The 21,898-nt window shown below is 60.4% G+C and carries 18 protein-coding genes; 17 read left to right on the forward strand and 1 reads right to left on the reverse strand.

What is annotated here, in order from left to right; all coding sequences use genetic code 11:
* The 11 genes from tssI to ABE456_RS24170 all read left to right on the forward strand — a co-directional run.
* Positions 1–1,420, forward strand: a 1,420-nt coding sequence (tssI, locus tag ABE456_RS24120) for a type VI secretion system tip protein TssI/VgrG (protein WP_346646169.1), incomplete at its 5' end; no start/stop codon positions are given.
* Positions 1,417–2,355 (forward strand): hypothetical protein, encoded by a 939-nt coding sequence (locus ABE456_RS24125; protein WP_346646170.1) that lies wholly within the window; start codon positions 1,417–1,419, stop codon positions 2,353–2,355. The genes tssI and ABE456_RS24125, both read left to right, overlap by 4 nt.
* Positions 2,352–5,165 carry a toxin VasX gene (locus ABE456_RS24130; protein WP_346646171.1) on the forward strand — a complete coding sequence of 938 codons (2,814 nt, stop codon included), beginning with the start codon at positions 2,352–2,354 and terminating at the stop codon, positions 5,163–5,165. Before ABE456_RS24125 ends, ABE456_RS24130 begins: the two co-directional genes overlap by 4 nt.
* A gap of 2 nt (positions 5,166–5,167) precedes the next feature.
* Entirely contained in the window at positions 5,168–6,106 is a 939-nt protein-coding gene (locus ABE456_RS24135) for a DUF6708 domain-containing protein (RefSeq protein ID WP_346646172.1), read from the forward strand.
* A 206-nt stretch (positions 6,107–6,312) separates the two neighbouring features.
* Positions 6,313–7,125 (forward strand): DUF6708 domain-containing protein, encoded by an 813-nt coding sequence (locus ABE456_RS24140; protein WP_346646173.1) that lies wholly within the window; start codon positions 6,313–6,315, stop codon positions 7,123–7,125.
* A gap of 93 nt (positions 7,126–7,218) precedes the next feature.
* A complete protein-coding gene (gene icmH / locus ABE456_RS24145) occupies positions 7,219–8,040 on the forward strand; it encodes a type IVB secretion system protein IcmH/DotU (protein WP_346646174.1) in 822 nt (273 codons plus the stop codon).
* Between the two features lie 304 nt (positions 8,041–8,344).
* Positions 8,345–10,048 (forward strand): amidase, encoded by a 1,704-nt coding sequence (locus tag ABE456_RS24150; protein ID WP_346646175.1) that lies wholly within the window; start codon positions 8,345–8,347, stop codon positions 10,046–10,048.
* A 191-nt stretch (positions 10,049–10,239) separates the two neighbouring features.
* Positions 10,240–10,917, forward strand: a complete 678-nt coding sequence (locus ABE456_RS24155; RefSeq protein WP_346646176.1) for a PAS domain-containing protein — start codon at positions 10,240–10,242, stop codon at positions 10,915–10,917.
* Complete coding sequence (locus ABE456_RS24160; protein ID WP_346646177.1) at positions 10,914–11,831, forward strand: pyridoxal-phosphate dependent enzyme; 918 nt, start codon at positions 10,914–10,916, stop codon at positions 11,829–11,831. The genes ABE456_RS24155 and ABE456_RS24160 overlap by 4 nt, the downstream gene beginning before the upstream one ends.
* Before the next feature lie 263 nt (positions 11,832–12,094).
* Positions 12,095–13,192, forward strand: a complete 1,098-nt coding sequence (locus ABE456_RS24165; protein ID WP_346646178.1) for a carboxynorspermidine decarboxylase — start codon at positions 12,095–12,097, stop codon at positions 13,190–13,192.
* Between the two features lie 33 nt (positions 13,193–13,225).
* Positions 13,226–14,470, forward strand: a complete 1,245-nt coding sequence (locus ABE456_RS24170) for a saccharopine dehydrogenase family protein (protein ID WP_003248123.1) — start codon at positions 13,226–13,228, stop codon at positions 14,468–14,470.
* A 133-nt stretch (positions 14,471–14,603) separates the two neighbouring features.
* On the opposite strand, the gene ABE456_RS24175 is transcribed toward ABE456_RS24170, so the two are convergent.
* The gene (locus tag ABE456_RS24175; RefSeq protein WP_346646179.1) at positions 14,604–15,650 is read right to left on the reverse strand and encodes a class I SAM-dependent methyltransferase; all 1,047 of its coding nucleotides are present in this window, start codon (positions 15,648–15,650) and stop codon (positions 14,604–14,606) included.
* Between the two features lie 244 nt (positions 15,651–15,894).
* On the opposite strand from ABE456_RS24175, the gene ABE456_RS24180 reads away from it, so the two are divergent.
* The 6 genes from ABE456_RS24180 to ABE456_RS24205 are packed head-to-tail and all read left to right on the forward strand — an operon-like array spanning position 15,895 to position 21,761.
* Positions 15,895–17,232 (forward strand): UDP-glucose/GDP-mannose dehydrogenase family protein, encoded by a 1,338-nt coding sequence (locus ABE456_RS24180; protein ID WP_346646180.1) that lies wholly within the window; start codon positions 15,895–15,897, stop codon positions 17,230–17,232.
* Positions 17,220–18,194, forward strand: a complete 975-nt coding sequence (locus tag ABE456_RS24185) for an NAD-dependent epimerase (RefSeq protein WP_346646181.1) — start codon at positions 17,220–17,222, stop codon at positions 18,192–18,194. The genes ABE456_RS24180 and ABE456_RS24185 overlap by 13 nt, the downstream gene beginning before the upstream one ends.
* 35 nt (positions 18,195–18,229) lie before the next feature.
* Complete coding sequence (locus ABE456_RS24190) at positions 18,230–18,973, forward strand: glycosyltransferase family 2 protein (protein ID WP_346646182.1); 744 nt, start codon at positions 18,230–18,232, stop codon at positions 18,971–18,973.
* Entirely contained in the window at positions 18,970–19,242 is a 273-nt protein-coding gene (locus tag ABE456_RS24195) for a lipid-A-disaccharide synthase N-terminal domain-containing protein (protein ID WP_346646183.1), read from the forward strand. The genes ABE456_RS24190 and ABE456_RS24195 overlap by 4 nt, the downstream gene beginning before the upstream one ends.
* Before the next feature lie 3 nt (positions 19,243–19,245).
* Complete coding sequence (locus tag ABE456_RS24200) at positions 19,246–20,802, forward strand: glycosyltransferase family 39 protein (protein ID WP_346646184.1); 1,557 nt, start codon at positions 19,246–19,248, stop codon at positions 20,800–20,802.
* Positions 20,799–21,761, forward strand: a complete 963-nt coding sequence (locus tag ABE456_RS24205) for an SdiA-regulated domain-containing protein (RefSeq protein ID WP_346646185.1) — start codon at positions 20,799–20,801, stop codon at positions 21,759–21,761. Before ABE456_RS24200 ends, ABE456_RS24205 begins: the two co-directional genes overlap by 4 nt.
* The last annotated feature ends 137 nt before the right edge of the window (positions 21,762–21,898 follow it).

A 21,898-nucleotide genomic window follows, 5' to 3' on the forward strand; every position in this document is an offset into this window, starting at 1 on the left:
GGACTACACCTTCACCAACCCGCAATACCGCCAGGAACACCGCGCGACTGACGGCAACATCACCCACCAGTCGCAGAACTATGAGCGCTTCGACTACCCCGGGCGCTACAAACGGGATGCGGTCGGAGTCCCGTTCACCGCCACCCGCCTCACGGCCCTGCGCCACGATGCGCGCATTGCTGAAGTGGAAGGCGACGATGTCCGCCTGCAACCGGGGCTGAGCTTCACCCTCATCGAACACCCGCGTGAAGACCTCAACGTGCACTGGCGCACGATCAGCGTGCACCACGAAGGCGTCCAGTTCACCAGCCTGCAGGAAGAGGCCGCCGGCGCCGAGCAAGGCACGCGCTACAAACAGGAAGCCGTACTGGTGCCCGGCAGAGGTGAATGGCGCCCCGCACCGTTGGCCAAACCACGCATCGACGGCCCGCACATGGCCACCGTGGTCGGCCCGCCCGGCGAGGAGATCTATTGCGACGAGTGGGGCCGGGTCAAGGTCAGCTTCCCTTGGGACCGGGAAAGCAACAACAACGAATTCAGTTCCTGCTGGGTACGGGTGTCGCAAGGCTGGGCCGGCGGCAGCTGGGGCTCGATGGCGATTCCACGGATAGGCCAGGACGTGATCATCCAGTACGTCAACGCCGACCCCGACCAGCCGATGATCACCGGGCGCACCTACTGCGGCGATCAGCTACCGCCTTACGACCTGCCCGAACACAAGACGCGCATGACCATCAAGAGCCAGACCCACAAGGGCGATGGTTTCAACGAGCTGCGTTTCGAGGACGAGTTGGGCCGCCAGGAGGTGTTTATCCATGCCGAGCGGGACCAGAACAATATCGTCAAGCACGACCAGGCTACCCAGATCGGTAACAACCGCAGTGAGCAAGTCGGGCATGACGAAACCATCGCCATCGGAAATGACCGTAGTGAAACCGTCGGCAACGATGAACGGGTCAGCATTGGCCAGGACGCATTTTTCGATGCCAGGCGCAACCGGATAACCACCATCGGGAAAGACCACATCCTGGAGGTCGTTAACCATCGCATCGATAAGACAGCGGTGAATCACACGCTTGAGGTTGGCGGGCACCAGGAGCAGAAAATTCAAGGCCACCTGCATCTGGTTGCCGGGCAGGAAATCCAGCAGCACGCCATGCGTTTCGCGCTGCGGGTGCAGGACGAAATTGTGCTTGAAGGTGCAGGCGGCACGATCCTGATCAACGAGAGCGGCATAACGCTAAAAGGCGTGGCGCTGCACATCGAGGCCCCCATGGATATGCAGGCTGCTGGTGCTGGCAACAGCCACCTTGCATCCGGCGCGCCTGTTCAGGGCACCGGCCTGGACCAAGTGTGCGGCATGCGCAGTGACGGGCGTTGTACACGTGTGCCCTGCCCTTGCAACAAGGCAAGCGCATGATGGATGAAGCCTACATCGCAGCGGGCTGGCCCCGCCAATGCGTAACTGTCGTGCCTGAACCGAGCTGGCCGCTGCAACAACCGGGGCATGCCTGGCTGTTACTCAATGGGGAGCATATACCTTTACTGGCAGACGCCATCCGCCCCTTGTCAGCACCGGGGGAGCACCACTGGGTATGGCGCGGAACCGCCGACGAGTATGGCCTACCCGGTTATCAGGCAGGTCCGCTTCTGGCGCGTGCCAACCCAGCGCTGCTGGCGCAGTTTCTCGATACGTGGGGGCCACAGCAGGCGGGCCTGATCCTGTTTGGCCCGAGTGATCCATCCGCGCTTGTGGGCCCACTGCAACGTATCGGGCAACTAAAAGCAGCCGACGGCAACACACTCGCCTTCCAGTGGCAAAGCCTGCGCAAGCTTGAAGAGCTGGGCGAAGCGCTTGAACAGCCGTATTTGCGCCACCTGTTCAGCCCTGTCCAGCGGATAATCTGGCACAGCGGGCTAGAGCGCGACTGCTGGCTGCAGCTGGCGATCGAAGACGACCCTGACTTCGTTCAAGCAGAAACCTCGCCCCATGCCCTCACCAGCACAGATGAAGCTGCCCTTGGCAGCGCCGCCCACGCCTGGTTCATGCGGCACGCACGCCATCAGCTGAGTCAGCACTTACAGACCTTGGGTGCACAAATCGAGCCTGTGGCGCTGCACCGCCAGCTCGCCGACTACGACAAGGAAGCCAGCTATTGCGGGTTCCAGCTCGAAGATGACCGCAGCTACTACATGCAACTGCGCCTGTTCTTTCCAGAAGAGCCGTTCGTAAAGGATCACGCCATCTACAACCTGTTGCTCTATACCGCAATCCAGGGACGCCAACGGCTGATGGAGATCAATGACCGCCTCCTAGAGATCTCCACCCCCATACAGTCGAGAAACGCAAAATGACCAGCACCTATAAACGCGCGATCCAACCCGACCACCCCAGCGCCCCCAGGGTCGGCCAGGCCATTGCCCCGCCGCCCTGTGAGCGCGGCATCCCCTTGTACCCCGTGCGCTACGGCATCGCCGACCAACCGCTGGACCGGGAAATCTTCCAGACGCTGGATATCGACCACTACCCGCCCCTGCAAACCGCCAAGGCATATGGCCTGAGGCTGCTGCGCCCTGGCAGCTATGTGTACCTGTTCTACTTCCAGCACGGGCGGATGAAGACCCGCCACTATCAGGTCACCGAAGACGTCCGCTTTGCCCACCTGTGGTGGACCAACGACGATTACAACAGCGACACCCCCGGCAGCCACGCCAGGCCCGATGTGGTGCGCGCCAGCCACACAGTGTTGGCCCCTGAAACGAGTATTGCAGACACGGTCTACTTGCTGATCAGCGAAGCCCTGCTCAGCCATGCCGTGCTGTGGCAGATCGAACAGGACCAGGGCGGCCTGCGCAGCAAGCTCGCGAGCAAGGTAAAACCGGCGGAGCTGCCCATGCAGCCGCATGTGTTCGATGCCGCCTTTGTCGGCAATGCCGTAACCGAACTGAATAACACCGGCACCACCGGCATCTTCCCCGCTTTTGCCGGCGCATCGAGGCGACCGGACTTTGCAGCACGCTATGGCCAATCGCTTAACAACTTGGTACGCCACCTGGGCCCACGGCCAGGCGTCAGCCCACTGGCCGTGGCGCTACACGACCCGATTGGCGTGGTCAGCGAGCTGCATCACCTGGTCACCCTTAGCGTCGAGAAAAAAACCCGCTACGCCGGGCAGCATGCTCATCGCCTACAGAGCGCCAAGTTCATTGCTGGCTACTTCAAGGCCGCAGATGAAGCGGCCAAGCACAGCGCCGAGACGGCCAGCACCCTCACCCGCCAGCGCAAGCTGCTGGACTACGACGGCGCCATGCGCTTCCCAGACCTATATGCCAAGGAGCTGGCGAAGCTCGATAGCGCCATCGGGCAGCAGGTCAAAGACATTGTCGCTTGGGTGCAACACGTTGGGACCGAGCACCTGTTGAGCCTGGCCCTCAGCAGCTTCGACCTGAAGGTGAAGGCCGTTGCCGATGCCTATGAAGAAGTGGTGTTCGACTGCATAGGAGGGCTGGTGCACTCAAGCGAGGGGCAGCAGCTGCTGCAACAGGTGGTGATGATGCCGCCCGAGCACAGCCCGTTCTGGCTTGCCATGAGCAATGGTAGCCAGGTCTTGGCCAGCCGCATCAAGGACAAGACGGGTGACATCGCCAAAGGTGTGCTTTCGGTGTTGGACAATTACCTCGAAGAGTACGCCGCCACGCCTGCAACCAATGCCTTGCTCGGGCTGCTGCAGGCACTGCCGGCCTCTCACCCGGCGGATGTACTGGTGCGGCGGTTACGGCATGTGGTGGAGATTCGTTTCAATGCGACGATTGTCATGCATGAGATCAGTCTTGCCGAACTGATGCGGCAGGCGCGGGAGTTTCAGTTACATCAGGCGCCTGGCAGTGAGTATCTGAAAACTTGGAAACTGCCGGAGATCAAAGTTGGCCAAGTGGACTTTTCGGTTCGTGTGAATATCTATGAGTGGGTGAAAGTTGGAGAGACAACCTTCGAGAGAGTATACAACTCCAAATCGCCCCCTCATGCGACGCAACCACTTCAGAACGGAAGAAATATTTTCTCCGGTATGCAATCCGTGCTTAGTACCAGCATAGGGCCAATGCTAGCAGGCCTCGGAGCATACTTAGCCATTGTAAACTTCACCAGCTCATTAAGAAAAACACAGAATAGTGGCAACAAATTACTGAGCTATGCCGATCTGGCAGGTGCAACCACTACATTCATCGGAGCAACTATCGAAATTTCAGCTATTGCAGCAGCCTTAGGCCATCAAGCGAAAGGAAATTCAACTTCAGCGATAGGAATGAGGATCATATCAACGAGAGTTGGAGTTGCTGCTTTTAGCGCGGGAGGAGCTGGCATTGCATCTGTTGCCGATGGGTTGAGGAGCTTCTTCGCTTTTCGAGACCAAAACCCCGAACAAGCGGCCCTGTACTTTGGATCGGCCCTCGCTGGGGGAGTCATTTCTCTAGCTACGTGGGGTGGCGGTACAGCGGCGGCAGCAAGCATGGCAATAGGCGCCAAGGTTGCCGTACTGGGACTGACACCACTGGGATGGTCGGTAATTGCACTCATTGCCCTCGGTATAGGAATTGCTTTCATGGCAGGCGTAGACATCGCAAAGCACGGACCTGTTGATATTTGGCTAAAGCACAGTGCTTGGGGAAATCACCGTAGGCGATACACTAACCAGCAGGAACTCGACGCAATACATAGTTTGTATTATCGCCCCCGACTCGCTGTTGACTGGCAGCAAACATCCGGTTTCCGCGTAGGCACTCTACGCATCATGTACCAATTACCTTCAGCCATAGCCGATTTCCAGTGCATATTCGACACCCGCCTTTCCTTTAAAAATAAAATGACAACCCTCAAGTCTGTCGATGGACCAATCGCACACACTTTACATACCAGATCATTTGACTTTGAAAGTGAATGCCTCGTAACACCACTATATCATGCAGAGAAACCCAGCGGCTGGAGCATTCAAATGCATCAATCAACGAAGGTTCTATTTGAGTATCTGTTTATTCCCGACCTTGAAAACCCTGAGATTCATTTTCACCAGCACGGGGCACCGGAGCCATTAGAAATTAAAGCTGCCAACCTCATGTCAGACCCGGTTGACCCAGCCAAACTTGAACCTGTTAAAGCACCTGAGTGACTATGAAAACCAAGCGAATACCCAGAAACTTTTTATTCGGAAGCACCAGACTTTATCACGGCCTGCATCAGGACCTACCACCTAAACCAGATGGTGTAAGACGCATCAACGCAAAGTGCATAGAGCTTGAGACATATGCCAACCATGTTCAGGGCGGCAGTGCCGGCTTCATCGGCGTTTCAATACTTATATCTGGAATCATGTCTATTGTCTTTGCGATCATCTACTGGCCTGATCGAGAGATGCTTATAGCCATACTTGTCTGGAGCCCAGCTTTAACTTGCTTCGCGATTGTTTTCTATTTTGCCAACGGTGCGCACCGCTGCCGCGGGACTTTCATTCGAATTAACCGCTTAACCCGCAAGGTGTATTACATCTTCCCTAAGACTCCCCAAACGATGCACGTCATCGACTGGGATCAGATAGAAGGTTTTGCTGGATTCATTCCTATTGTTACGTCACATGGTTACACCTCACGCCATCCGCTTTACCTGGTTGGAATAGACTATTCAATGAGTCCACCTACTGAAATGTGTATTGCCTGCGGCAACCTCGGGGTCATCGATGGTAATCGCTCTGCACGCACCCTCTGGGCCTATCTGCAGCATTTCATGGCACATGGCCCTGGTGGCTTGCCACCTCCTCCAAGCCTGGCTACGAAACTTAGTCGGAGAGAAGCAGCCATCCAACCCTATCGAGAATGGCTCGGCGATTTCAAAAAGGAGCTTTGCGAACCGCACGGTTGGCTATGGGCTCCTGTTACAGTGCCAATCCGGCTAACGCTATTTTTTCTGCTTGCCTGCCTCAACAGTTCAGAGGCTTGGGTTCAACATAATGTGCCTTATGTAACTTTCCCTCATAACAATGACGTGCTATGCGGCTTTGCTGAAAAGCGCAAACCAGTCATCAGAATAAATGGAGTAAAACAAGACAACCAATAAGCGATAAAAACGCCATCAGCACAACCGAGAGGTCGAATCCGACTAAAAATTAGATTTAACCTTTACCAACCATTGAAACCACTATGCAAATAAAATACTTACCTAAAAACCTTCGCCTTGGAGGCTCACGCCTTCGTCATGGCGTTCACAAATCAATCACCCCTGAGCCAGATGGCGTACGGCACATTAATGAAAGATGCATTGAATTGGAGACCTACTACAATATCACACAAGGGGGAAGCGCTGGCTTCATCGGCGTATCACTAATACTCTCACCAGTCATCTGCTTATCCACTGGGCTCATAGTAGGTATAGACACAGAAATCCTGAAAGGCATATTATTTACAATGCCCATGCTGCCTTGCATTGCGCTGATTTTCTATTTTGCGAGCGGCGCACACCGCTGTCGCGGTGCTTTCGTCCGAATCAATCGCATCACCCGTAAGGTTTACTTCATCCCCCCCAAGACCCCAAACAAGATGCTTATCTTCGATTGGGATCAGATTGAGGGGATTGCTGGTTTTATTCCTATTGTCACGGCACACACCTACACTTCTCGCCACCCGCTCTACCTTATCGGCATCGACTACACAGTGAGTCCACCCACAGAGTTGTGCATTGCCTGCGGTAATTTGGGCGTTATCGACGGCAGCCGTTCAGCACGTACCCTCTGGGCATACCTGCAGCACTTCATGGCATACGGCCCTGAAGGGCTACCAGCTCCTCCGCCCCTCACTGCAAAACTCAGCCGGCGCGAAGCGGCTATCCAACCGTATGGGCAATGGCTTGTCGACTTCAAAAAAGAGCTTTGCCAACCTTACGGCTGGCTCAAGGCACCTATAACAATACCAATCCAGCTAACGCTATTCCTCTTGTACGCCTGCCTCAACAGTTCAGAGGCCTGGATCCAATACAACGTCCCTTACGTCGCCTTCCCTCACGCAAACGACGTGCTATGTGGCTTTGCTGAAAAGCGCAAACCGGTTATCCGCGTGAATGGCGTCAGACAGGATAACTGATGCCTTGACCCGAGCATTATCAATCCGTCCCGCTGAATGATATGGCGGCCTCTGCGTTACTGAAGCGAGACGAAAGAAGAGAGACTCTACACGATGAAAAGCAACCTACTTCTGGCAAAACTCGAAAAGCAAGCAGATTCGCCCGGCGTTTCTCCTGCACCCGGCAAGGTCAATACACCTTTCCGGAACATGACTCCCCCCGGCCCCGCAGACCCGGACTTCTCATTACGCACCGGCTTCATGAACCCCATGTGCGATGCGGCCATGTCTCTGATCGGGCTGGCCATGAATCTGCAGGCGCTGGATGAGTACGAGGATGTCGAAACGCTGCATCGCCTGGTCCACACCCAGATCACCAACATTGTGGAAGAGATGCACCAGCGTTCATACGAACCTGTGCTGGTGTCCGCCTACTCGTATGCACTGTGCCTGTATCTGGACGAAACCGTGATGCGCACACCTTGGGGCCGCAACTCCAGTTGGAGCCAGCATCCCCTGCTGGGTGAGTTCCACGATGAAACCACTGGCGGAGACAGGTTCTTCAACTTGCTGGCCAACATGATGCAGGAGCCCAAGCGCTATCAGGACGTGCTGGAGTTCATGTACCTGGTGCTATGCATGGGATTGAAAGGCAAATACGCCATCGCCCGCGATGGCAAGCAAGTGCTTGAACGCCATATCACCGAGTTGCGCAAAGCCATCCGCGACCTGCGCGGCCCTCTGCCAGACCTGTTCCCTGATGCATTGGCCCATGTAGCTCCACACAAACCGGGCATGCGCCGTTACTGGCCATGGTGGAGCCCGCTATTGGTAGCTGTCGGCACCATCGCGGCTATGTACAGCTATTTCAGTTACCAGCTGCACCTTATCAGAAACGAGGTAGTGGCTTCGCTCAACAGTATCTTGCTGCAGTAAATGGAGTAGCCATGAACCCCATTGTCCAGCTCGGCCACCGCCATTCCAGCCTCCTTGACAATAAGGGCGCCTTCGCATTCGCCCGAATCGGCGAACCGTTATGCATCTGCGCTGAAAACCTGGGGCTGCTTTGCAGCCCATCGCGACGCAAGGCCGCTCCCACAAGAGTCCGCGTAGTACCTGAGAAGGCCCCGACAATGCCAGCCTGCATAAAACCATTTGCCCCTGCGCAAACCTGCGCCCGTCAAGCCCTTCTTGTACACTCCTCGCATTAGCCCCCACCTGCACAATTTTTGGTGAACGCATGATCGAGGTAACCGAGGTTTCCATTGCCGAGCTGCGCGACGCGCTTGAGTCGGGCCGCACGACGGCGGTCGAGTTGGTCAAGGCCTACCTGGCACGTATCGACGCCTACGATGGCGCCGATACTGCCACCGCACTGAACGCCGTAGTGGTGCGCAACCCTGAGGCGCTGAAAGAAGCCGAAGCCTCCGACGCCCGCCGTGCCAAGGGCCAGGTGCTGAGCCCGCTGGATGGTATCCCCTACACCGCCAAGGACAGCTACCTGGTCAAGGGCCTGACCGCTGCATCGGGCAGCCCGGCCTTCAAGGACCTGGTGGCCCAGCGCGACGCTTTCACCATCGAGCGCCTGCGCGCCGCTGGCGCCGTGTGCCTGGGCAAGACCAACATGCCGCCCATGGCCAACGGTGGCATGCAGCGTGGCGTGTATGGCCGCGCCGAAAGCCCGTACAACGCCAGCTACCTGACCGCACCGTTCGCCTCGGGCTCGTCCAACGGTGCCGGCACCGCCACCGCTGCCAGCTTCAGTGCCTTCGGCCTGGCCGAAGAAACCTGGTCCAGCGGCCGCGGCCCGGCGTCCAACAATGGCCTGTGCGCCTACACCCCGTCGCGTGGGGTGATCTCGGTGCGCGGCAACTGGCCGCTGACGCCGACCATGGACGTAGTGGTGCCGTATGCGCGCACCATGGCTGACCTGCTGGAAATCCTCGACGTGGTGGTAGCCGATGACGCTGACAAGCGCGGCGACCTGTGGCGCCTGCAGCCTTGGGTGCCGATCCCGGCTGCCTCGACGGTGCGCCCGGCTTCGTACCTGGACCTGGCAGTGGATGCCAGCTCGCTCAAGGGCAAGCGCTTTGGCGTGCCACGTATGTACATCAATGCCGACAGCGAAGCTGGCACCTCCGAGAAGCCTGGTATCGGTGGCCCGACCGGCCAGCGCATCAACACCCGCGCCACGGTGATCGACCTGTGGCAGCAGGCGCGCCAGGCCCTGGAAGCGGCCGGTGCCGAAGTGCTGGAAGTGGACTTCCCGCTGGTATCCAATTGCGAAGGCGACCGCCCTGGCGCGCCGACCGTGTACAACCGCGGCATCGTCAGCAAGGAATTCCTGCATGACGAGCTGTGGGAGCTGTCGGGCTGGGGCTTCGACGACTTCCTGCGCGCCAACAACGACCCCAAGCTCAACCGCCTGGCTGATGTTGATGGCCCGCAGATCTTCCCGCACGACCCGGGCACCCTGCCCAACCGTGAGGACGACCTGGCTGCCGGCATGGACGAGTACGTCAACATGGCCAAGCGCGGCCTGAAGACCTGGGACCAGATCGAGACCCTGCCCGACGGCCTGCGCGGCCTAGAACAGACCCGCAAGCAAGACCTGGAAGACTGGATGGACCAACTGGGCCTGGACGCGGTGCTGTTCCCCACCGTGGCCGACGTGGGCCCGGCGGATGCCGACGTCAACCCGGCATCGGCGGATATCGCCTGGAGCAACGGTATCTGGGTGGCCAACGGCAACCTGGCGATCCGTCATCTGGGCGTACCGACCGTGACCGTGCCGATGGGCGTGATGGCCGATATCGGCATGCCGGTGGGGCTGACCTTTGCCGGGCGCGCCTATAGCGACAATGCGCTGCTGAGCTTTGGTGCGGCCTTTGAGGCGACCGGCTCGCGCCGCATGATCCCGCCGCGCACTCCAGCCTTGGGCTGAGTTTTACAGGGGCCGCTTTGCGGCCCATTCGCGGGTAAACCCGCTCCCACAGGTACTGCGCCGCCCTTGAATGCGCTGCGGTACCTGTGGGAGCGGGTTTACCCGCGAATAGCCAGACGAAAAATTTATCAGCATCGCCAAAATCAACATATTGTGTAAAAATACACAAAACGTTGATTTTGCGATCTGCCATGCCCATTACCCCTAGCGAAGAACGCCAGCTCACCCTGACCGTGCTCAAGGCCGCCATCCAGGCCTTGGGCAGCGTTGCCGCGCGCAACATGGAAATCCTCCTGCACGACCTCGACCGCCCGGAGCATTCCGTGGTGGCGATCGTCAACGGCCACCTTTCCGGCCGTAGCATCGGCAGCCCGATCCTCGCCGCCCCGGAGCAGGACCAGGGCTTCAAGGCGCTGATGCAAGCCTCGGCCGACCAGCATGGCTGCGAACCCGTGGTGCTGCCCGACTACCCCACCACGCTCAAGGGCCGCACCCTACGCAGCGCCACCGCGATCTTCCGCGACAGCAGCGGCCAACCGTTCGCCAGCCTCTGCGTCAATACCGACGTCACCGGCCTGGACGCTGCCATGAGCTTTCTCCAGCAGCTTCAGCCGCTAGGTGCCAGCGCACCTGCAGTCAACGAGCCCGCCGACATGGAACTGCTGATGAGCGAGATCATTCAGGCCTCGCTGCAGCGCAGTGGCCAGGGGCGGATGAACAAGCAGGCCAAGGTCGAGGCCGTGCGGGTGATGCAGGAGCGCGGCCTGTTCATCGTCAAGGGCGGCGTGGAAAAGGCCGCCAGCGCCCTCGGCGTGACCCGCTACACCATTTACAACTACCTCGAGCATTTACGCGGAGCCAGCCAATGACGTTGCATATCCACACGCCCCTGATCGAATCGCGCCCGTTGTCGCTGGCCGCCGGCCGTAACATCTGGCTCAAGCTCGATGCCCTGCAGCCCAGCGGCTCGTTCAAGCTGCGCGGCGTGGGCCATGCCTGCGAAGTGCACCAAGCCCGTGGCGCACAACATTTCGTGTCCTCCTCCGGGGGCAACGCCGGCCTGGCGGTGGCCTATGCCGGGCGCAAGCTGGGTGTGCCGGTGACCGTGGTGGTGCCCGAGACTACCACCGAGCGGGCCAAGGAACTGCTGCGCCTGGAAGACGCCAAGGTGGTAGTGCACGGCAGCTCCTGGCAAGAGGCCAACGAACTGGCCCAGACCTTGGTAGGCCCCAACGACGCCTTTGTTCACCCGTTCGACGACCCGCTGCTGTGGACCGGGCATGCCAGCCTGGTGGATGAAGTGGCCGAGACCGACCTGAAACCAGACGCGGTGGTGCTGTCGGTGGGTGGTGGTGGCTTGCTCAGCGGCGTGGTCGAGGGGCTGCAACGCCATGGCTGGGGTGATGTGCCGGTGCTGGCGGTGGAGACCACCGGCGCAGCGTCGCTGCATGCGGCCATGCAGGCGGGACACTCGGTGGAGCTGGAGCGCATCACCTCGGTGGCGACGTCACTGGGGGCAAAACGTGTGGCTGATCAGGCACTGGTGAGCGTGCAGCAGCATCCCGTGCATAGCCACCTGGTCAGTGACCGTGCGGCGCTGGAAGCCTGCGAGCGGTTCCTGCTGGACCATCGGGTGCTGGTGGAGCCGGCCTGTGGGGCGGCATTGGCGTTGGCTTATGGCGACAATGTCCTGGCCAGCTATCAAAACGTGCTGGTGGTCGTTTGTGGTGGAGCTACCGCGACTCTGGAACAGATTCAGGCCTGGTTGAAGCAGGTCGACTGATGCTGGCTGTGCCGGCCCATTCGCTGGTAAACCCGCGAAAGGGCCGACACGGGCAACGCATCATGGATGATCCGACCCTGCCATTGGTCAGGTTGTCATCAGACTGTTCCCTTCTCTCTGTACTACTAGCCCCAGCACAGCCGGAAAATTTAACCGGTAACTGCACCAACGCAGACGAAAAACGCCTTGTGCCCTTTCGGTCTGCGGCAAGTGAAGGCACAATGCGTGTCTTTTTTTTGGCCGGCCTGGCCGGGGGCCTTTAAATGATCAAGACGCCGTATTACCTCATCGATAAAACCAAGCTGCTCAGCAACATGGAGAAGATCGCCTACGTGCGTGAACACTCCGGTGCCAAGGCGCTGCTCGCCCTCAAGTGCTTCGCCACCTGGTCGGTGTTCGACCTGATGCAGCAGTACATGGACGGCACCACTTCGTCGTCCCTCTTCGAGCTCAAGCTCGGCCGCCAGAAGTTCGCCGGCGAAACCCACGCCTACAGCGTGGCCTGGGCCGACGACGAGGTCGAGGAAATGCTCGAGAACTGCGACAAGATCATCTTCAACTCGATCGGCCAGCTGCAGCGCTTTGCCGAACAGTCCGAAGGTAAAGTCCGCGGCCTGCGCGTCAACCCGCAGGTCAGCAGCTCCGACTACCTGCTGGCCGACCCGGCCCGCCCGTTCAGCCGCCTGGGCGAATGGGACCCGGAAAAGATCGAAAAGGTGATCGAGCAGATCTCTGGTTTCATGTTCCACAACAACTGCGAGAACGGCGACTTCGGCCTGTTCGACAAGATGCTCACGCACATCGAAGAGCGCTTCGGCCACCTGTTGCACAAGGTCGAGTGGGTCAGCCTGGGTGGTGGTATCCACTTCACCGGTGAAGACTATGCGGTAGACGCCTTCTGCGCGCGCCTCAAAGCCTTCTCGGAAACGTACGGCGTGCAGGTGTACCTGGAGCCGGGCGAAGCCGCCATCACCAACAGCGCCTCGCTGGAAGTGACCGTGCTCGACACCCTGTACAACGGCAAGCACCTGGCCGTGGTCGACAGCTCGATCGAAGCGCACCTGCTCGACCTGCTGATCTACCGCCTCAACGCCAAGATGGCCCCCAACGACGGCGAGCACACCTACATGGTCTGCGGCAAGTCGTGCCTGGCCGGCGACATCTTCGGCGAGTACCAATTCGATCGTCCGTTGGCCATTGGCGATCGCCTGTCGTTCATCGACACGGCGGGTTACACCATGGTCAAGAAAAACTGGTTCAACGGTCTGAAGATGCCTTCCATCGTGGTCAAGCAACTCGACGGCAGCGTCGAAGTTGTCCGCGAGTTCGGTTTCGAAGACTACGTTTCCAGCCTGTCGTAAGACTGGCTTTCCAAGTAAGGAGCAAAAGGTAAATTGAAGAAGAACGTTCTTATCATTGGTGCAGGAGGTGTCGCCAAGGTGGTGGCCCACAAGTGCGCGCAGCATAACGACGAACTGGGTCGTATCGCTATCGCGTCACGGAACATCTCCAAATGCCAGGCCATCATCGACAGCGTCAAGGCCAAGGGTAGCCTCAAGGTACCCGCCGACATCCAGGCCTTCTCGCTCAACGCCCTCGATGTCGAGGCAACCAAGGCGCTGATCCGCGAGACCGAATCGCAGATCGTGATCAACGTAGGTTCCGCCTTCCTCAACATGTCGGTGCTGCGTGCCTGCATCGATACCGGTGTCGCCTACCTGGACACCGCCATCCACGAAGAGCCGGGCAAGATCTGCGAGACCCCGCCGTGGTACGGCAACTACGAGTGGAAACACCTCGAAGAGTGCCAAGCAAAGAACATTACCGCCATTCTCGGCGTCGGTTTCGACCCGGGTGTGGTGAACAGCTACGCCAAGCTTGCGCAGCAGCAGTATTTCGACAGCATTGATTCGATCGACATTCTCGACGTCAATGCCGGTTCGCATGGCAAGTACTTTGCCACCAACTTCGACCCGGAAATCAACTTCCGCGAGTTTACCGGGCAAGTGTGGAGCTGGCAGAACAGCCAGTGGACCAGCAACACCATGTTCGAGGTCAAGCGTACCGACGACCTGCCAGTGGTAGGCTCGCAAAACCTGTACCTGACCGGCCACGATGAAGTTCACTCGATTTCGAAGAACCTCAACGTGCCGAACGTGCGTTTCTGGATGAGCTTCGGCGAGCACTACATCAATGTGTTCACCGTGCTGAAGAACCTGGGCCTGCTCAGCGAGCAACCGGTGAAAACCGCCGAAGGCCTGGAAGTGGTACCGCTGAAAGTGGTCAAGGCCGTGCTGCCGGATCCAGCCTCGCTGGCCCCGGGCTACACCGGCAAGACCTGCATCGGCGACCTGGTCAAGGGCACCAAGGATGGCCAGCCGCGCGAAGTGTTCATCTACAACGTGGCCGACCACGAAGAAGCCTACGCCGAGACCGACAGCCAGGGCATTTCCTACACCGCCGGTGTACCGCCAGTGGCCGCTGCCCTGCTGGTTGCCCGTGGTGAGTGGGATGCCAAGCGCATGGTCAACGTCGAGGAGCTGCCAGCCGAGCCGTTCCTCAAGGCGCTGGATGTGATGGGCCTGCCGACCCGCGTCAAAGATGAAAAAGGTGATCGTCCCTGGGACGCTGAAGCCTAAGCAGTAACACAGAAGGGGCGCCAACATGGCGCCCCTTCTGCATTTACAGGCCCGACCTCTTCGCGGGCACGCCCGCTCCCACAGGCCTGATGCAAGCACATTACCTGTGGGAGCGGCCGGTACAGGCTAACCTCTACTTCCGGGCTTCCAGAATCAGGTTGAACGGCGTCTGCGTCGCCCGCCGGAAGCGGCTGAACCCCGCTTCTTCGAACACCGCCCGCAAGCGCGCCTCGCCAGCCTGCGCGCCCAACCCCAGCCCTACCTCCTGCGACAATGAATTTGGCGTGCAGATAAACGTCGACGCCGCATAGAACAACCGGCCAACCGGTGTCAGGTTACCCTCCAGCGAATCCTCGGCGTAAGGCTCCACCAGCATCACCGTGCCGTCGGCCTTCAAGGCGCGATAGGCGTGCTTCGCAGCCCCCACCGGGTCACCCATGTCGTGCAGGCAATCGAAGAAGCACACCAGGTCATGGTCATGCCCCGGGTAGTCCTTGGCGCTGGCCTGCTGGAAGCTCACTCGCCCTTCCAGCCCTGCCTCACGCGCACGCTCGTTGGCAGTGGCAATGGACGGTGCGTGGTAGTCGTAGCCCGTGAACGTAGACGCCGGAAACGCCTGGGCCAGGACCAGGGTCGAAGCACCGTGCCCACAACCAACATCCGCCACTTTGGCGCCAGCCTGCAACTTGCCCACCACACCCTCGAGCGCCGGCAACCAGTCGGCCACCAGGAAGGTGCGGTAACCCGGCCGGAAAAAGCGCTCAGTGCCACTGAACATGCACGGATGATGGTCGCCCCAGGCCAGCCCTCCGTCCCCACGCATGGCCGCCACCAGCTTGTCCTTGTCGTGAAACAGCGCAGCGATCACTGCCGCGCCACCGGCCATGTAAGCGGGCGAATCCTCCAGCGCCAGGGCCATGGCCTGCTCCTCGGGCAGCACGAAGTTGCCTTTGTCATGCACCATGTAGCCCGATGCCGCCTGGGCGTTGAGCCACTCACGCACCAAGCGTGGGTGGCAGCCGGTCTTCGCCGCCAGTGCCTCGGGGGTGGTCGGCTGGCTGTCGGCCATGGCCCGGTACAGCCCCAGCTCATCACCGAGGATGACGTTGGCCAGGGTTGCTGCCGCACCCATGTCACCCACCAGTTTGCCCATGAAATCGTGAAGCCTTGCCTCGTCCATGACCTGCCCTCCTCTGCAAGAAGGCCATCGCCAGCGAGAGACATCCGCTCCGGGGAGGCGGTGGTCGGTTCAAGGGTTTGGGCTCGCCGTACAACGCATGATTGCGAGCTGTCTGTAAGTCTAGATGCTCTGGTTGGGCGAAATGGGATCCCGGCTACATAGCCCATGAAATCATCTAACAGGTAACAATTTCTAAACAACGATGTGACATTTTTTTTCAGCTTTCTTATCAAGGAGCTGTTAAATGAAGGTCACGGTTTTCGGTACCGGCTATGTCGGTCTCACCCAGGCAGTGTGTCTGGCCCAGGTGGGGCATTCGGTGTTGTGCATGGATGTCGACGCCGAGCGGGTCGCCAGGCTCAATGAAGGCCATTGCCCGATCTTCGAGCCTGGCCTTGCGCCGATGCTGGAGAAGAACCTGGCCTGCGGTCGCCTGCGCTTCACCACCGATGCCAGGGAGGCTACCAAATACGCCAGGCTGCAGTTCATCGCCGTCGGCACCCCGCCGCAGGCCGATGGCAGCGCCGACATGCGGCACGTGTTCGCCGTGGTCGACAGCATTCTCGAACACGCCGATGAACCCAAGGTCATCGTCAACAAATCCACCTCACCGGTTGGCACGGTGGACCGCATCAAGGCCCGTATCGCTCAGGCCGTGGCCGATACCGAACGCTTCCAGGTGATCAGCAACCCGGAGTTTCTCAAGGAGGGTTCGGCCCTGGATGACTGTATGCGCCCGGAGCGCATCATCATCGGCGGTGCCGCGCCAGCCGAAATCGAGTTGCTGCGCGAGCTGTACCTGCCGTTCAGCCGCAACCGCGAAAAACTCATGATCATGGACGCCCGCAGCGCCGAGCTGACCAAGTACGCCGCCAACTGCATGCTGGCGACCAAGATCTCCTTCATCAACGAAATCGCCAACCTGGCCGAACACCTGGGCGCCGATATCGAGATGGTGCGCCGTGGCATCGGTTCGGACCCGCGCATCGGCTACGACTTCATTTACGCCGGCTGCGGCTTTGGCGGCTCGTGCTTCCCCAAGGACTTGCAGGCGCTGCGCAGGAGTGCCGAGGCCGAAGGCTTCGAACCGCAACTGCTGCGTGCTGTGGAGTCGGTCAACGAGCGCCAGAAGAACCGGCTGTTCAACAAGATCAAGCGTCACTACCCAGGTGGTGTGCGTGGCAAGGTCTTCGCGCTGTGGGGGCTGTCGTTCAAACCCAACACCAATGACATCCGCGAAGCCTCCAGCCGGGTCCTGCTAGAAGCGCTGTGGGCCGCTGGCGCCAGCGTCCAGGCCCATGACCCGCAGGCCATGGAGGAAATCCAGCGGCACTATGGGGCACGCCCGGACCTGAAGCTGGTGCCGTGCAAGGACGACGCCCTGCTTGGTGCCGATGCTCTGGTGATCGTCACCGAGTGGCAGGACTACCGGGTGCTGAACCTGGACAAGGTACCGCAGCAGCTGGCCGACCGCGTGGTGTTCGACGGCCGCAACCTGTTCGAGCCCGAGCACATGGTCGCCGCCGGCCTTACTTACTACGGCATCGGCCGTGGCCAGGTGCAGCCGCCATGCCCGTACTGATCACCGGCGCAGCCGGCTTCATCGGTTTTCACCTCGCCCGCCGCCTGTGCGAAGCGGGCATCGAGGTAGTGGGTATCGACAACCTCAATGCTTACTACAGCGTCGAGCTGAAACTGGCGCGCCTGCAGCAATTGTTCGCCTACCCCAACTTCCGCTTCCAGACTCTCGACATCGCCAACGCGGCCGATCTGCAACAGCTGTTTGCCGGTCAGGCGTTCAGCGAAGTGATCCACCTGGCTGCGCAGGCCGGGGTGCGCTACTCGCTGGACAACCCCGGCGCCTACGGCCAGTCCAACCTGGTGGGCTTTCTCAACCTGCTTGAGGCCTGCCGCCAGCAGCCACCGCGCCACCTGATCTACGCCTCCAGCAGTTCGGTGTACGGCGCCAACACCAAGCAGCCGTTCAGCGTCGATGACCCAGTCGATCAGCCGGTTTCGCTATATGCCGCAAGCAAGCGCGCCAACGAACTGATGGCGCACAGCTACGCGCACCTGTACCAGCTGCCGGTCACCGGCTTGCGCTTCTTCACCGTGTATGGCCCGTGGGGCCGACCCGACATGGCACTTTTCAAGTTCACCAAGGCAATGCTCGAAGGCCGCCCCATCGAGGTTTACAACCACGGCCAGATGGCACGCGATTTCACCTACATCGATGACATCGTCGAAAGCATCCAGCGCCTGCGCCTGAAGCCACCACAGCCTGACGCCGGGCAAGCGCCCTGCCAGCTGTTCAACATTGGCTGCGGCCAGCCGGTGCGCCTGCTGGAGTTCGTCGAGTGCCTGGAGGATGCCTTGGGCATACAGGCCCGGCGCGACTACCTGCCGTTGCAGGCAGGCGACGTGCTGGAAACCTGGGCAGATGTGAGCTCGCTAGCACGCTGGATCGACTTTTCGCCAAGCACGCCACTGGTACACGGCGTTGCCGCCTTCGTTGGCTGGTACCGGGACTTCTATCGGCTTTGAACCACGCAATCACTACAAGAACACAGGTAGCCTCAATGACAGATCCACTTGACCTCTCGGTACTGATCCCCGCCAAGAATGAGGTCGACAACCTGCCGGCACTGCTGGCGGAAATTCGCACGGCGCTGGCCGATGAACACTACGAAGTACTGGTGGTCGACGATGGCAGCAGCGACCGCACCCTGACCGTGCTGCAGCAAATGCAGCAACAGGGTTTCACGCAGTTGCGCATCCTGCGCCATGATCGCTCGCTGGGCCAGAGCACCTCGATCTGGCACGCCGCCCAGGCCGCTCGCGGCCGCTGGCTGGCCACCCTGGACGGCGACGGGCAGAACGACCCGGCCGACATTCCCGGCATGCTCGCCCTGGTGCGCGGCAGTGAAGACCTTGCTGGCGGCATCCAGCTGGTGGCCGGGCACCGCGTCAACCGCCGCGACACTGCCAGCAAGCGCTGGGCCTCGCGCTTTGCCAACGGCCTGCGCAGCCGTCTGCTCAAAGACGCCACCCCGGACACCGGTTGCGGCCTCAAGCTGATCGAGCGCGCCGCCTTCCTGCGCCTGCCCTACTTCGACCACATGCACCGTTTCATTCCGGCGCTGATCCTGCGCCACAACGGCCGCATGCTGGTGCACCCGGTCAACCACCGCCCGCGCCACGCCGGGGTATCCAAGTACGGCAACCTGGACCGTGCGCTGGTCGGCATTCTCGACCTGTTCGGGGTCTGGTGGCTGATCCGCCGCACGCGCCTCGACACCCGCCCACAGGAGCTCGAAGGATGACCCGCGAAACCCTCTGGCTGATCGTCGGCTTCGCCGGCCAGGCCGTGTTCACCGGCCGCTTTGTGCTGCAGTGGCTGTACAGCGAATTCAAGCGCCGCAGCGTGATCCCGGTGGGCTTCTGGTACCTGAGCATGCTTGGCAGCGCCTTGCTGCTGGTCTACGCCATCTACCGTAAAGACCCGGTGTTCATCATTGGCCAGTCGTTCGGCCTGCTGGTCTACCTGCGTAACCTGCAGTTGATCGCCCGTTACAAAGAGCAGAAGGAATAGCCCTTGCCAAGGTTCAAGACCCTAGGGGCCGAGCGCCTGGCCCTGGTTGCCCTTGCCCTGCTGTTGGTGGGTGCTGGTATCGGCTGGCGCCAGCCGATCAACGTCGATGAAGAACGCTTCCTCGGTGTCGCGCTGGAAATGCTGCAGAGCGGCAATTGGTTCATCCCCCATCGCGCCGCGGAAATCTACGGCGACAAACCGCCACTGTTCATGTGGACCGTGGCCCTGTTCAGCTACCTGACCGGCTCGCCCAAGGTCGCCCTGTACCTGCCAGGGCTGTTGTCGGCGGCGACTATCACCTGGGTGCTGCATGACCTGGGGCGGCGCCTGTGGAACCGGCCCATCGGCGTGATTGCCGCCTTGCTGTTCCTGGCCACCTACCAGAGCTATAGCATCCTGCGCACCGGCCAGATCGACAGTTACCTGTGCCTGTGGGTGGCATTGGGTTTCTATGGCTTGGTCCGTCACCTGCTGCTAGGGCCAGCCTGGGGCTGGTTCTACCTGGCCTGCGCGGCCATGGGCCTGGGCATCATCAGCAAGGGCGTGGGCTTTGTCCCGGCGCTGATGCTGCTGCCCTATGCCTGGGCGGTGCGTCAGCGCTGGCACGGGGTGGTGGCCATGCCCGGCCAGGGTTGGCGCTGGAGCCTGGGGCTGGTGTGGTTGCTGGCTGGCTGTGCGGTATGGTTAGTGCCGCTGCTAGTATCGATCGCCCAAGGCGGTGGCGCGGCCGAGCTGGCCTATCTGAAGGAGATCCTGCTGCGCCAGACCGCCAGCCGCTATGCTAACGCCTGGGACCACCGCGAACCGTTCTGGTACTTCTTCGTCAAGGTCATCCCCAAGTACTGGATGCCGTTGATCCTGGCCTTGCCATGGCTGGTGCCGGCGTGGCGCAGGCAACTGCAGAAACGTGACGGGCGCATCCTGCTGCTGCTCGGCTGGGTGGCCCTGGTACTGCTGTTCTTCAGCCTCAGCAGTGGCAAGCGCAAGCTGTACATCTTCCCGGCATTGCCCGGCCTGGTGCTGGCCATCGCCCCACTGGTGCCATGGCTGCTCAAGCGTTGCTTCCTGCACCGGCCGGCCAGGCGCAAGGTATTCGTCGCCGTGGCCGTGGTGTGGTTCTGCCTGTGGTTCGCGCGTGGTTTCGTCGAGCCCATCAAGGAAGGCCGCAACCCTCACGAGACACTGATGGCCGAAACCGCGCGCGTCACCGGCGGCGCCGAGCTGGTACTGGTGAATTGGCGCGAGGGCCACTGGCTGTTTGCCCGCCAGCCGATTGTCCACTTCGGCTTCACCGGCCAATCCAAAGCCGATGCGGCTGCTTACTGGTTACGCCATAACCCCACGGCCTTTGCCCTGATTCCGGCAACGGAGCTGGGCCGCTGCTTCAGTGCCGACAAGGCGCGCAAGCTGGGTAACACCTCACGTGCCGAGTGGTACGTGGTCGGTGCCGATGCCGACAATGGCCAATGCCAGCCCGCAGCACCGGGCCAGGTCTACCACTTCGCCTGGGCGAACACGCCCGGGACCTTGAAAACCGCCGCACAGGCTCCCGCACAATGACTACCCAGACCCTGCCTACTCCGAGCCGGCATTATTTGCGGCGCTTGAACCGCCGTGGTCAGATCAGCGTTGTAGCCGTGCTGCTGGCCATGGCCTTCGTGGGCGTCGAAGCTGCCCGCTCGTTCTGGCCCCAACAGATCTTCGCGCACCTGAGCAACCGCTGGACCGGCGACACGGCACCGGGCCAGAACATCTGGCTACCGGCCTTCCAGGTAACGGTTGATGCCAAGGTGGTGGAGCCAAGCCTGAACAACCTTTCCAGCATCACCTTTGACTATGACCGCGACCGGCTGCTGGCAATTACCAATGGTGCCCCGATGGAGCTGCTCGAACTGAGCAAGGGCGGTGACATCCTGGCGCGCTACCCGCTGGTGGACTTCGAGGACACCGAGGGCCTGGCATACCTGGGCAATGGCCGCCTGGCCATCAGTGACGAGCAGCTGCAACGGCTGGACGTGATTACCCTGCCCGACCACCCGCAACCGATCCTCGCCAGCCAGGCCCAGTGGATTACTCTCGATATCAACCCGACCCACCACAACAAGGGCTTTGAAGGGGTGGCATACGACCGCCAACACGACCGCCTGTTCGCCATCAAGGAGCGTACCCCACGGCAGCTGTTCACCGTGACAGGCATGCTCACCGCGCTCAGTGGCGGCCCGTTGCAACTGACCGTCAGCGACCGGCGCGACTGGGTTACGCGCAGTGTGTACGCCACCGACCTGTCCGACGGCTACTACGACCCGCGCACCGGCCACCTGCTGCTGCTCAGCGACCAGTCGAAGAACATCACCGAACTCGATGGCAACGGCCGCTTCGTCAGCATTCGCTCGCTGCGCGCCGGGCTCGGCGGTCTTGGCCGTGATGCACCGCAGCCCGAAGGCATGACCATGGACAGCGCCGGCAACCTGTACGTGGTCAGCGAACCGAACCTGTTCTACCGGTTCAGCAAGCCCTGAGCCTAATGCCCTTAGTCAGGAGCTTCGGTGAACTGGTCAAGTAATTTTGGACACCGGTTAAGGTTCATGCCGCTATCTTGAGCTTTTCCTCCATGGCTACCGGTGTTTCATAGCCGTTGTAGCTGTGGAGGCGCTTG

Origin of the sequence: Pseudomonas sp. TWI929 (genome assembly GCF_039673335.1) — a bacterium.
Classification (GTDB): Bacteria; Pseudomonadota; Gammaproteobacteria; order Pseudomonadales; family Pseudomonadaceae; genus Aquipseudomonas.